The organism is Plantibacter elymi (nom. nud.), assembly GCF_900177795.1.
GTDB classification, from domain to species: Bacteria; Actinomycetota; Actinomycetes; order Actinomycetales; family Microbacteriaceae; genus Plantibacter; species Plantibacter elymi.
Genome location: NZ_FXWJ01000001.1, coordinates 122949 through 135904, shown reverse-complemented (window position 1 = coordinate 135904; position 12956 = coordinate 122949). Strand labels below are relative to the sequence as shown.

Annotated in this window: 10 protein-coding genes; 9 read left to right on the top strand and 1 reads right to left on the bottom strand. The window is 68.9% G+C overall.

The genetic code is table 11. The annotated features are described in order from the left end of the window. The first annotated feature begins 225 nt into the window (after positions 1-225). From CCK91_RS00690 to CCK91_RS00660, 7 genes are all read left to right on the top strand, one after another. The gene (locus tag CCK91_RS00690; RefSeq protein WP_086472432.1) at positions 226-1677 is read left to right on the top strand and encodes a CCA tRNA nucleotidyltransferase; all 1452 of its coding nucleotides are present in this window, start codon (positions 226-228) and stop codon (positions 1675-1677) included. Between the two features lie 129 nt (positions 1678-1806). After that, positions 1807-3123 carry an ABC transporter substrate-binding protein gene (locus tag CCK91_RS00685; RefSeq protein ID WP_086472431.1) on the top strand — a complete coding sequence of 439 codons (1317 nt, stop codon included), beginning with the start codon at positions 1807-1809 and terminating at the stop codon, positions 3121-3123. Between the two features lie 38 nt (positions 3124-3161). Further along, complete coding sequence (locus CCK91_RS00680; protein ID WP_086472430.1) at positions 3162-4181, top strand: D-2-hydroxyacid dehydrogenase; 1020 nt, start codon at positions 3162-3164, stop codon at positions 4179-4181. 241 nt (positions 4182-4422) lie between these two features. Next, positions 4423-6051 carry an ABC transporter substrate-binding protein gene (locus tag CCK91_RS00675; RefSeq protein ID WP_086472429.1) on the top strand — a complete coding sequence of 543 codons (1629 nt, stop codon included), beginning with the start codon at positions 4423-4425 and terminating at the stop codon, positions 6049-6051. 124 nt (positions 6052-6175) lie between these two features. Next, entirely contained in the window at positions 6176-7249 is a 1074-nt protein-coding gene (locus CCK91_RS00670) for an ABC transporter permease (RefSeq protein ID WP_086472428.1), read from the top strand. Positions 7250-7251: 2 nt separating this feature from the next. Next, positions 7252-8376: an ABC transporter permease gene (locus tag CCK91_RS00665; protein ID WP_086472427.1), complete on the top strand. Its 1125-nt coding sequence runs from the start codon at positions 7252-7254 to the stop codon at positions 8374-8376. Beyond that, complete coding sequence (locus tag CCK91_RS00660; RefSeq protein ID WP_079704269.1) at positions 8373-10094, top strand: dipeptide ABC transporter ATP-binding protein; 1722 nt, start codon at positions 8373-8375, stop codon at positions 10092-10094. The genes CCK91_RS00665 and CCK91_RS00660 overlap by 4 nt, the downstream gene beginning before the upstream one ends. Positions 10095-10287: 193 nt before the next feature. Here CCK91_RS00660 and CCK91_RS00655 read toward each other — a convergent pair whose 3' ends face one another. Then, positions 10288-10602, bottom strand: coding sequence for a YbjQ family protein (locus CCK91_RS00655; protein WP_064294105.1), 315 nt, complete (start codon positions 10600-10602; stop codon positions 10288-10290). Between the two features lie 244 nt (positions 10603-10846). Between CCK91_RS00655 and CCK91_RS00650 the strand changes: the two genes are divergently transcribed. Then, the gene (locus tag CCK91_RS00650) at positions 10847-11077 is read left to right on the top strand and encodes a hypothetical protein (RefSeq protein ID WP_086472426.1); all 231 of its coding nucleotides are present in this window, start codon (positions 10847-10849) and stop codon (positions 11075-11077) included. 116 nt (positions 11078-11193) lie between these two features. Continuing rightward, positions 11194-12912: a bifunctional 3'-5' exonuclease/DNA polymerase gene (locus CCK91_RS00645; protein ID WP_086473101.1), complete on the top strand. Its 1719-nt coding sequence runs from the start codon at positions 11194-11196 to the stop codon at positions 12910-12912. The last annotated feature ends 44 nt before the right edge of the window (positions 12913-12956 follow it).

Below are 12956 nucleotides of genomic sequence, written 5' to 3'. Positions count from 1 at the left end.
TGGTGAACGGGAGTTCCGGCGGAATCGGGTCCTTCGCGGTACTGGTGAAGGCCGTCGGTGCCTGAGTGCCGACGGTTGGCCGCTGGTCGTCGAGTTCGTTCGTGATCGTGTCCGCCTCTGGTCTGCTGGGGAGTGGGTTCCTCGTTATTGTACGGCCGTCGCCCAGGAGCGCTCGCGGCTTGACGGCGACGGGGTCGCAGGCGGCGTCCGGGTACGATTGACCCCATGGTGAGCGTGGCGGAATCCTTGGTGCGCCTGCAGGACCTGGCCTCGTCGCCCGTGGTCGCTCGGGTGGCGTCGGCGTTCGCCGAAGCCGGGTACGAACTGGCCCTCGTCGGCGGACCGGTTCGCGATGCGATGCTCGGTCGCACGGTGAGCGACCTCGACTTCACGTCGAACGCCTCGCCCGATCAGATCCTCGCGGTCCTCAAGCCGATGGCGAGCGCCTGGTGGGACGTCGGCCGCGACTTCGGGACGATCGGCGCGAAGGTCACCGTCACCGACGACGACGGTGTCGAGCACGCCGACACGGTCGAGATCACCACCTACCGCGCCGACGCCTACGACGGCGTGACCCGCAAGCCGGTCGTCGCTTTCGGCGACACCCTCGAAGACGACCTGCGGCGGCGCGACTTCACGGTCAACTCGATGGCGCTCCGCATCCCCGAGATCACCCTCGTCGACCCGTCCGGCGGCGTCGAGGACCTCGTCGCCCACCTGCTGCGGACGCCGAGCTCGCCCGAGGTCTCCTTCGGCGACGACCCGCTGCGCATGCTCCGGGCCGCGCGGTTCGCCTCGCAGCTCGGCTTCCGGCCCACCGACGACGTGATCGAGGCGATGGAGGTGCGTCGCGAGACCATCTCCATCGTGAGCCCCGAGCGCATCCAGGCCGAGCTCGGCAAGCTGCTCGCGACCGACCACCCGCGCGCGGGCCTCGAGCTGCTCGTCGACACCGGCATCGCCGACCTCGTGCTGCCCGAGCTGCCCGCCCTCCGGCTGGAGCCCGACGAGCACCACCACCACAAGGACGTCTACCAGCACTCGCTCACCGTGCTCGAGCAGGCGATCGGTTACGAGCACTCGCGGCACCCCGGCGAGGCGCCCGACCTCGTCCTGCGTTGGGCCGCGCTCCTCCACGACATCGGCAAGCCGGCGACGAAGAAGACCGGCCCCGGCGCGGCCGTCACCTTCTACCACCACGACCTCGTGGGTGCGAAACTGGCGAAGAAGCGCCTCACCGCACTCCGCTACGACGGCGACACGATCAAGAGCGTCGCGCGACTCGTCGAACTGCACATGCGGTTCTTCGGGTACTCCGAGGGCGTGTGGGCAGACTCCGCGGTGCGGCGCTACGTCCGCGATGCCGGTCCGTTGCTCGAGCGGCTGCACATGCTCGTCCGCGCCGATGTCACGACCCGCAACCGGCGCAAGGCCGACCGCCTCGGTTTCGCCTACGACGACCTCGAGCAGCGCATCGTCGAGCTCCAAGAGCAGGAGGAGCTCGAGTCCGTCCGGCCCGACCTCGACGGCAACCGTATCCAGGAGGTGTTGGGCATCGCACCCGGTCGCGAGGTCGGCGAGGCGTACCGCTGGCTGCTGGAGTTGCGCCTCGACGAGGGCCCGCTCGGCGAGGAGGAGGCCACCCGCCGCCTCCTCGACTGGTGGTCCTCCCGGTGACAGCCCCACCTGCCCGCGAACTGTCACAAACGCACAGTCAGACGGCGTCACACTGACCGTTTCTGACAGCTCGCGGGCGTTCAGACTGAACTGCTAGCCTCCCTGAGGTTCACGGAACGAAGGATTCTCATGCTCAAGCGACACGCCGCCCTCGCGATCGCGGCCGCCTCCGCCCTGATGCTGAGCGGTTGCGCCGCCGGATCCACGGAGCGCACGACGGTCACGGTGCGGGTCTGGGATTCCGCCGTCGCCGACGCCTACGAGACCTCGTTCGCCGCCTTCGAGCGCGAGAACCCCGACATCCGCGTCCGCGTCGACGTCGTCGAATGGGCGGACTACTGGACGAAGCTCCGCACCGACGTCGCGGCGGACACCGCTCCCGACGTCTTCTGGTTGAACAACTCCTATCTCGCCGGGTACGCGGACAGCGGCAGCGTCCTCGACGTCGGGCAGACGCTCGGCAAGGACGCCTCGAAGGACTGGGCGCCGAGCGTGGTCAGCCAGTTCACGAGGAACGACAAGCTCTGGGCCGTCCCGCAACTGTCCGACGCCGGCATCGCGGTCTACTACAACGCCGACCTCCTCGATGCGGCCGGCGTGAAGCCCGCCGAGCTCGAGGAGGCGACCTGGTCGCCCGACGCGGCGAAGGACACGTTCCTGCCTCTTGCGAAGAAGCTGACGAAGGACGCGGCCGGGGTCTCGGCCGACCAGCCCGGCTTCAACCCCGCGGCGCCCGCCACCTACGGCACCGGCCTCGGATACGACCTGCAGGCCGTGCTCCTGCCGTTCATCGGCTCGAACGGCGGGAAGTACCAGGACGGCGACGACTTCGCGTTCAACGACCCGAAGACGAGCGAGTCCGTGAGCTACCTCGTGAATGCGATCAACGGCGCCAAGGTCGCGCCGCCGGCAGCCTCCACGAACGCCGACGGCGACTTCGCCCGCGACGCCTTCCTCCAGGGCAAGGTCGCGATGTTCCAGTCGGGGCTCTACAGCCTGAAGGCCGTCCACGACGGCGCCGACTTCCGCTGGGGTGTCGCCGAGCTCCCGGCCGGCCCTGCGGGCAAGGTCAGCGTCACGAACGGGATCGCCGCAGCGGGCAACGCAGCCACGAAGCACCCCGACCAGGTGAAGAAGGTGCTCGCCTGGCTGGGCAGCACCGAGGGCAACGCACCCGTCGGTGCGTCCGGCTCGGCGGTCCCGGCCGTGACCGCGGCTCAGAAGCAGTACTTCGACTACTGGAAGGGCCAGGACGTCGACGTGCAGCCCTTCTTCGACGTGATCGCCGACGACGCGAAGACCATCGCGCCCCCGACGGGTGCCGGCTACGCGAAGGGGCTCGCCGCCTACGACCCGATCTTCAAGGAGATCTTCGCCGGTACGACGCCCGTCGCGGACGGCCTCAAGAAGGCGCAGGAGGCGGCCAACGCCGCCATCAACGACTGAGTCCGGGCGCAGGGCGTCGCAGGGCATGATGGACCATCATGCGGATCCTCATCGCGAGTCACCTCGAGCCTGAGCACGTCGAGGCGATCAGCGCCTCCCACCCCGATGTCGAGGTGCTGTACGACCCGACGCTCGTCGCGGTCCCGCAGTACGTCGCCGATCACCGCGGGCCGGCACCCGAGCTGTCCGCAGCGGACCAGCAACGGTGGGAGGACATGCTCGCCCACGCCGACGTCGCGTTCGACTTCGACTGGCAGGACCCGGCGGCGCTCCCAGAGCGCGCCCCGAACCTGAGATGGATCCAGGCGACGAGCGCCGGCATCGGTGCGTTCATGCGCCGCACCGGACTCGACCGCAGCGGCATCGCCGTCACGACGGCGGGCGGCGTGCATGCCGTCCCACTCGCCGAGTTCGCCCTCACCGGAGCGCTCTTCGTCGTGAAGGGCGTTCCCTTCCTGCAGCGCCGGCAGCGCGAGCGCCGGTTCGAGCGGTACACGACCAGACAGTTGGCCGGGATGCGCGTCACCGTCGTCGGCGTCGGGGGCATGGGGTCGAACGTGGTGCGGACCTTCGACGCCATCGGTGCACGGGTGACCGCGGTGGGTCGCGTCGGCGGCACCTATGAGCTCCCCGACGGCGTCGAGCTGAGCGATGTGGGCCGGCTCGACGAGGTGCTGCCGGGCACCGACGTGCTCGTCCTCTGCACGGCACTCACGCCCGAGACCGAGAACCTCATCGGCGCCGACCGGATCGCGCTCCTGCGCGACGGCGCCACCATCGTCAACATCTCCCGTGGGCAGGTCGTCGACGAGGAAGCGCTGATCGAGGCGCTCCGCTCGGGCAAGCTCGGTGGCGCGGCGCTCGACGTCTTCCGCGAGGAGCCGCTGCCCGCGGACTCACCGCTCTGGGACCTCGACAACGTGCTCATCTCGCCCCACTCGGCGTCCACGGTCGAGAGTGAGAACGCGACACTCACGGCACTGTTCATCGAGAACCTCACCCGTTACCGCGCAGGCGAACCGCTGCTGAACCGGTTCGACGCCGAGCGCGGGTACTGACCGACCCTGATCATCGGGGCGTCGGCCCGGGATCTCGGTGGCGTCCGAACCGGACGAAACGCGCGGTCATTGCGCTACAGATGTCGCTCGCGCACGTTTCGTGCTCGTAACGAATCTGCACCGGAAGCCTTCTCGGTTTGAGGGATTTGTTCGGAGCGTGCTGTAATCCTCTACAAGCACGTGCGAAGAACCTGCACACAGCCGTGCCGTCTCTCACACACAGAAAATGAGGTCGACATCAATGTCATCCCCACGTAGTGGATTCCGGAAGAGCGCCGTCGCGCTCGCGGGTCTGTCCATCACCGCCCTCGCCCTCGCCGGCTGCGCCGCCGGTGGTAGCGGCTCCAGCAGCGGTGCCAGCGGCACGATCGTCATCGGCACGACCGACAAGGTCACGACGCTCGACCCGGCCGGATCGTACGACAACGGCTCCTTCGCCGTCATGAACCAGGTCTTCCCCTTCCTCCTGAACACGCCGTACAACAGCCCCGACGTCGAGCCCGACATCGCCGAGTCGGCCGAGTTCACCTCGCCGACCGAGTACACGGTGAAGCTCAAGAAGGGCCTCAAGTGGGCCAACGGCAACGACCTCACCTCGTCCGACGTGAAGTTCAGCTTCGACCGTCAGCTCGCCATCGCCGACGAGAACGGCCCGTCGTCGCTCCTCGGCAACCTCGAGAAGACCGATGCGCCTGACGACCTCACCGTCGTCTTCACGCTGAAGACCGAGAACGACCAGACCTTCCCGCAGGTGCTCTCGAGCCCCGTCGGCCCGATCGTCGACGAGGACGTCTTCTCCGCCACCGAGGTCACGCCCGACAACGACATCGTCAAGGGCAAGGCGTTCGCCGGTCAGTACACGATCGACAGCTACAAGTTCAACGAGCTCATCTCGTACAAGAAGTACGCCGACTACCAGGGCCTCCTCGGCGAGGCGAAGAACGACACCGTCAACGTGAAGTACTACACCGACGAGTCCAACCTGAAGCTCGACGTCAAGCAGGGCAACATCGACGTCGCATCGCGCAGCCTCTCCGCGACCGACATCGAAGACCTGAAGAAGGACAAGAACGTCAAGGTCGTCGACGGCCCCGGTGGCGAGATCCGCTACTTCGTCTTCAACTTCGACACGATGCCCTACGGAGCGACCACCGCTGACGCCGACCCGGCGAAGGCGCTCGCCGTCCGCCAGGCCGCTGCCGACCTGATCGACCGCGCTGCGATCGCCAAGGATGTCTACAAGGACACCTACACGCCGCTCTACTCCTACGTGCCCGCCGGCCTGACCGGCGCCACCGAGTCTCTCAAGGGCCTCTACGGCGATGGCGACGGCGGCCCCGACGCCGCGAAGGCCAAGGAGACGCTCGAGGCAGCCGGCGTGACCGTTCCGGTCGCGCTCAACCTCCAGTACAACGGTGACCACTACGGTTCCGGCTCCGGCGACGAGTACGCGCTCATCAAGGACCAGCTCGAGGCCGACGGCCTGTTCACCGTCAACCTGCAGCAGACCGAGTGGGTCCAGTACGCCAAGGACCGCACGACGGACGTCTACCCGGCCTACCAGCTGGGTTGGTTCCCGGACTACTCCGACGCCGACAACTACCTGTCGCCGTTCTTCGCCACGGACAACTTCCTCGCGAACCACTACGACAACCCGGCCGTCAACGACCTGATCAACGAGCAGCGCTCGACGACGGACGCCGACGCACGGACGAAGCTCATCGAGCAGATCCAGGACACGGAGGCGGCCGACCTGTCGACCATCCCGCTGCTCCAGGGCGCTCAGGTGGCCGTCGTCGGCAAGGACGTCGAGGGCACCGTCCTCGACGCGTCGTTCAAGTTCCGTTACGCGCCCATCACCAAGGGCTGAGTAGCCTGACCAACTGATATCCGACTATGGTGAGTCGGACGTCGCGATCGGGGTGGCTCCACAGAGCCGCCCCGATCGTCTGTCCGGGCTCTACCGAGTCGGTGATCGAGGAGGATCCACTGCAATGACGGCAGCTGTCGCAACCCCACCCCCCAAGGCGGCCAGACGTTCCGGAGGTGGCGGACTCTGGCGGTACCTCGTCATCCGCTTCCTGTTGATCATCCCGACGGTGTTCATCCTCGTCACCATGGTCTTCTTCCTGATGCGCCTGACCGGTGACCCGATCACCGCGGCGCTCGGCGGTCGACTCCCGGCCGATCAGCTCGCGGAACGCATCAGCGCCGCCGGCTACGACCGGCCCATCTTCATCCAGTACTTCGAGTTCCTCGGGCAGATCGCGGTCGGCAACTTCGGCACGACGATCTCCGACAACCGGCCGGTCCTCGAGGTCCTCCTCACGTACGGCTCCGCGACCCTCGAACTCGCGATCTACGCCCTCATCGTCGCGTTCATCGTCGGCATCCCGCTCGGCATGCTCGCCGCCGCCCGCCGCGACCGCTGGCAGGACGCGGGCCTCCGCGTCTTCGCGATCCTCAGCTACGCCACCCCGGTGTTCTTCGCCGGCCTGCTGCTCAAGCTCATCTTCTCCGTCTGGCTCGGGATCCTCCCGGTCGCCGGTCGAGCGAGCACCGGCACCGAGCTGACGCTCCAGACCATCTCGAACCCGTCCGGCATCTACCTGATCGACGCGATCCGCCTCGGCGATCCGACGGCGATCAGCGACGTCCTCGCCCACGCGGTGCTCCCGGCGATCGCCCTCGGCCTGCTGACGGCCGGAGTCTTCCTGCGTCTGGTCCGCACCAACGTCATCGGCACGCTCGGTTCCGGCTACGTCGATGCGGCCCGGTCGCGCGGCGTCAGCGAGTTCCGGCTCGTGACGAAGCACGCCTATCGTCCGGCGCTCATCCCGATCATCACGGTCATCGGCCTGCAGATCGCGCTCCTCCTCGCGGGTGCAGTCCTCACCGAGACGACGTTCGAATGGAAGGGCCTCGGCTTCATGCTGAGCGAGTACCTCAAGGCGCGTGACTTCGTCGCCGTCCAGGGGATCGTCGCGCTGCTGGCCGTCATCGTCGCCCTGACCAACTTCATCGTCGACATCATCGCGGCGATCATCGACCCGAGGGTGAGGTACTGAGCATGAGTGCTCCGACAGCCACCACCGCCGTGCAGACCGCGCCAGCGAAGCGTCCGCTGCGCGACCGCCTGCCCGTCGTCAAGCAGTTCCGCCAGTCGGTCGGGCTGCAGCGGGCGATGCTCGTCATCGGCCTCGTCGTCACGGGCGTGTTCGTGCTCATCGCGATCCTCGCGCCGCTCGTCGCGCCGTACCGCTACAACCAGCTGCGCGGCGACGACGGTTCGTTCGGTACGCAGCAGGCGCCGAACGCGACGAACCTCCTCGGGACGACCGTCGGTGGGTACGACGTTCTGTCCCGCGTGCTCTGGGGCGCCCAGACCGCGCTCTTCGTCATCGTGTCCGCGATCATCCTGTCGATCTTCATCGGCGTCCTGCTCGGGCTCGTCGCCGGGTACTTCGGTGGCTGGCTCGACCGCGTGCTCGTGGTCGTGTGCGACGCGGTCTACGCCTTCCCGTCGCTGCTGCTCGCGATCGTCATGTCGATCGTCATCAGCCGCGGGCAGTCGAGCCTCTGGGGTGGCATCCTCGCTGCCGCGATCTCGATCACCGTGGTCTTCATCCCGCAGTACTTCCGGGTGATCCGCTCCGAGGTCGTGCGCATCAAGAGCGAGGCGTTCGTCGAGTCGGCGAAGGTCATCGGTGCGTCGAGCTCCCGCATCATGTTCCGCCACGTGCTGCGGAACGCGACCCGGACGCTGCCGCTCATCATCACCCTCAACGCCTCCGAGGCCATCCTCACGCTCGCGGGGCTCGGCTTCCTCGGGTTCGGCATCGAGCCGACCGCGGCCGCCGAGTGGGGCTACGACCTCAACCGGTCCGTCTCCGATGTCACGAGCGGGATCTGGTGGACCGCGCTGTTCCCCGGCCTCGCGATCGTGCTCGTCGTGCTCGGCATCACGCTCGTCGGTGAGAGCCTCAACGACCTGTCCGACCCGCGTCTGCGCAGCCGTCGTCGGGTCGGTGCGTCGAGTGGATCGGTCGCTGCGACGTCGAGCATCACGACCACCGGTGGCACGTCCGACAGCCCCGGTGGCGCCGGGATGATGGACGCCGAGTCGCTGGGCGCCGTGAGCGACGCGGCGGCCGACAGTGATCTGGAGAACCGACGAGAGGACGAGCGCTCATGAGCCAGTCGACGCCGACCACCGGTCCACGCGACCTCGGCACCAAGGACATCGTCAGCATCCGCGACCTCGGGGTCTCGTTCTCGACCGATGCCGGCGCGGTGAAGGCGATCAACGACATCTCGCTGTCGGTCGCACCGCGCGAGATCGTCGCGATCGTCGGTGAGTCCGGCTCGGGCAAGACGGTCACGGCCAAGACCATCCTCGGTCTGCTCCCGGAGACGGCGACCGCCTCGGGTGCCGTCGTCCTGCGCTCCCGCGACGGTTCGACCGAACAGGACGTCGTCACGGCGTCGGCGGAGCAGCTGCGGTCCATCCGCGGCAGCGACGCGGCGATGGTGTTCCAGGAACCGTCGACGGCCCTCAACCCCGTCTACAAGGTGGGCTGGCAGATCGCCGAAGGTCTCCGCGCGCACGGGTCGTACACGAAGGCCGAGGCACGTGCCAAGGCCATCGACATCCTGCGTCGCGTCGGCATCCCGGAGCCGGAGGAGCGGGTCGACTACTTCCCGCACCAGTTCTCGGGCGGGCAGAAGCAGCGCATCGTCATCGCGATGGCGCTCGTGCTCGACCCCGGACTGATCGTGGCCGACGAGCCGACGACCGCGCTCGACGTCACCGTGCAGGCGGAGATCCTCGACCTCCTGCGTCGGTGCCGCGACGAGTTCGGGACGGCCATCGTCCTCATCACCCACAACATGGGCGTCGTCGCCGACCTCGCCGACCGCGTCGTGGTCATGTACCAGGGCGACATCGTCGAGGAGGCACCCGTCCAGGAGCTGTTCTCCTCACCGAAGGCCGAGTACACCAAGAAGCTCCTGTCGTCGGTGCCGCACGTCGGCCGCGGCAAGAGCTCCGCGCCGGCCGAGGTCGAGCGCGGCAAGCAGCTGCAGCTCGGTGAGCCGGTGGTGGTCGCGAAGGGGCTCGAGATCGAGTACCCGGGTCGCTTCGGGCGTGCCGGGTTCCGTGCGGTCAAGGGTGTCGACTTCACGATCCACGCGGGTGAGGTCCTCGGCCTGGTGGGGGAGTCGGGGTCGGGCAAGACCACGATCGGCCGCGCGATCGCCGGGCTCACCAAGGTGACCGGCGGCTCCCTGTCGGTGCTCGGCGTGGAGATGAACCGGGTGAAGGAGCGCGAGTTCGCTCCGAAGCGCCGCGAGATCGGGTTCGTGTTCCAGGACCCGGCGACGAGCTTCAACCCGCTGCTCACGATCGCGGAGTGCGTGGCGGAGCCCCTCATCGTGCACGGCCGCTTCGGCGACGCACGCGCGGCCCGGCGTCGGGTGGACGAGCTCCTCGAGGCGGTCCAGCTGCCGAAGGCGTTCGGCGACCGGTTCCCGCACGAGCTCTCCGGTGGGCAGCGGCAGCGCGCTTCGCTCGCGCGGGCGTTGGCGCTCGAACCGGCACTGCTGGTCGCCGACGAACCGACCTCGGCACTCGACGTGTCGGTGCAGGCTCGCGTGCTGGAGCTCTTCGCCGAGCTGCAGCGTGAGTTCGGGTTCGCGTCGCTGTTCATCAGCCACGACCTCGCGGTGGTCGACATCCTCGCCGACCGCATCGTCGTGCTGTACCGCGGCGACATCGTGGAGGAGGGGCCCGGCTCAGCGGTGCTCGGTGCGCCGAGCGACGTCTACACGCGTCGTCTCCTCGCGTCGCTCCCCGTGCCGGACCCCGCCGAGCAGGCCGTGCGCCGCGAAGAACTCAAGCGCCTCCGCGCCTGACCCTCCTTCGGTCCCTGAGCCTGTCGAAGGGCCCGGTCCCTGAGCCTCACCCCCCCCGGTCACTGAGCCTCACCCCCCCGGTCACTGAGCCTCACCCCCCCCCGGTCACTGAGCTTGTCGAAGTGCGCCCTTCGACAGGCTCAGGGACCGGGACCGGGATGGCCCAGGGACCGGGGTGGCTCAGGCCCCGCACTCAGCCGAGCTTGACGGCGGTGCCGTAGGCGACGACCTCCTGGTAGTTCTGGCCGACCTCGGCCGCGTCGAACCGCATCGCGAGCACCGCGTCGGCGCCGAGCGCGGTGGCCGCCTCGATGAGTCGCTGCTTCGCCTCCTCGCGGCTCTCAGCGAGCTGCTTCGTGAGCCCGGAGAGCTCACCGCCCAGCAGCGCCTTGAAGTTGGCGCCGAGTTGCACGCCCGCGTTGCGTGCACGGACCGTGAGGCCGGTCACCTCGCCCAGCACTTCGGTGACCTGGCGGCCGGGGACATCGTTCATCGTCGAGATCAGCATGTTCGCAGTCTGGCACCGCTGCGCCCACCCCCATAGGGGGGATGTCCCGGTCTCCCGGGCCTCACCGCGGTCACCGACCTTTCCGCGGTCACCGACCTTTCCCCGGTCACCGACCTTTCCCGGTCACTGAGCTTGTCGAAGTGCAAGCACGGTGGCGCCTGACCCTTCGACAGGCTCAGGGACCCCCGATATCGTGCGCCGAGGATGTCGAGGCGGCTGATACGAGGCAATCTAATATATCTGTATGTCGAACCCCGAATCGCCGATCACCACACACGGCCCACGGCCGCTCCAGATCCGCCAGGGCCTCACGGCCGGATCGATCGTCGCCGCGTTCCTGACGATCATCATCGGAGTCCGAGCGGGCTTCGGCGTCGCCGAGTATCTCGGCTCGGCGCTCTGTTTCGCCGAGCTGCTTCTCGCGGCGTACCTGGTCATGACGCGGGTGAACCTGGCCCGCGGCCGGAGGCGCTGAACGCCCGAGTGCTGCCTGCACGAGACCCGGAGGGAACGGGCGATTCCGTCCGGGTCTCGTTTCTCCAGCGAGAGGTCGCGTCGGGCGAGGTCGGCGGGTGAAGGCAGACTGGGGTGGTGCACATCGTCCTCCAGCAGCTCGACGGCGCCCGCGTGCGCGTCGTGCACCTCGAGGACCGCCCAACTTCATCCGGCGAGCCACCTCCGGTCTCCGAGACCACCATGCCGCGGGCCGACCTCGCGGCCTTCGTCCGGCGTCTCGAAGCCGAGCCGAACCCGCCGCGCTGGGTCTGGGACGACACCACGCTCTGGTACCCGGCGCTCCTCGCCGCGGGTGTCCGGGTCGCGCGCTGCGTCGACCTCCGGCTCTCCCACAACCTCCTCCGCAATGCCGCCTTCACCGCCGACTCTGCACTCGCGACCGCGCCGGCCGGCCCGTGGGACGAGGTCCTCGATCCGCGCGTCGCCCAGCGTGCGGAGGCCGTCGGGACCCTCTTCGACCTCGACCTCCCGGGCGGCGAACGCGATCCCGTCGCCGAGTTCGCCCTCCAGCGCGACGCCGTCGACGGCGCGACACCGCAGGGACGCTCGCAGCTCGGACTCCTCCTCGCCGCCGAGTCCGCCGGTGCCCTCATCGCCACGGAGATGACCTTCGCCGGTCTCCCGTGGGACGCCGAGGCCCACGACCGCATCCTCGCCGACGCCCTCGGCCCCAAGGTGCCGCCCGGTGTCCGTCCGGCGAAGCTGGCCGCGGTCCTCGAGGAGGTCAAGGCCGCCCTCGGGGTGCAGGAGCTCAGCCCCGAGTCACCTGGCGAGCTCCTCAAGGCGCTCCAGCGTGCCGGCATCAACGCGACCTCCACCCGGCAGTGGGAGCTGCAGGAGATCGAGCACCCCGTCATCGAGCCGCTGCTCCGGTACAAGAAGCTGTCCCGCCTCCTCACCGCGAACGGTTGGACGTGGGTCGAGACCTGGGTGAAGGACGGACGCTTCCGCCCCACGTACGTGCCCGGCGGAGTCGTCACGGGCCGCTGGGCCTCCGACGGTGGCGGTGCCCTCCAGCTCCCGCACCAGGTCCGCGGTGCCGTCCTCGCGGACGAGGGCTGGCGTTTCGTCGTCGCCGACGCCGCGCAGCTCGAACCACGGATCCTCACGGCGATGTCCGGCGACCGCGCGATGGCCGATGCCGGACGCGGCGTCGACCTCTACCAGGGCATGGTCGACGTCGGCGCGGTCGACACCAGACCACACGCGAAGATCGCGATGCTCGGTGCCATGTACGGCGCGACGACGGGGGAGAGTGGGCGCCTCCTGCCCCGGCTCACGAGGGCGTTCCCGCGAGCGATCGAGTTCGTCGAGACGGCCGCCAGGGCCGGTGAACGCGGCGAGCGGGTCAGCACCCGGCTCGGTCGTACCTCACCGCTGCCCGGCGAGACCTGGCGGGAGATCCAGTCGGCCGCGTCGATGGAGGGCGCGAACGCCGCCGCGACCCAGCGCGCCCGCATGGAGGCGCGCAGCTGGGGTCGCTTCACCCGCAACTTCGTCGTGCAGGGCACAGCCGCCGAATGGGCGCTGTGTTGGATGGCCGGCCTCCGGACACGGCTGCAGGCGCTCGCCGCAGAGTCGGTCGGACCGGCCGCTGCGCTCACCGAGTCGGCCCACCTCGTCTTCTTCCTCCACGACGAGATCGTCGTCCACTGTCCCGAGCGCCAGACCGAGCGGGTCGTCGCCCTCGTGCGTGAGGCGGCGGCCGAGGCCGGTCGTCTGATCTTCGGCACCGCGCCGGTCGAGTTCCCGGTCACCACCGCCGTCGTCACCTCCTACGCCGACGCCAAGTAGCCCGCGAACTGTCAGTAGATGCGGGTGTTCGCGGCCCGCACTGT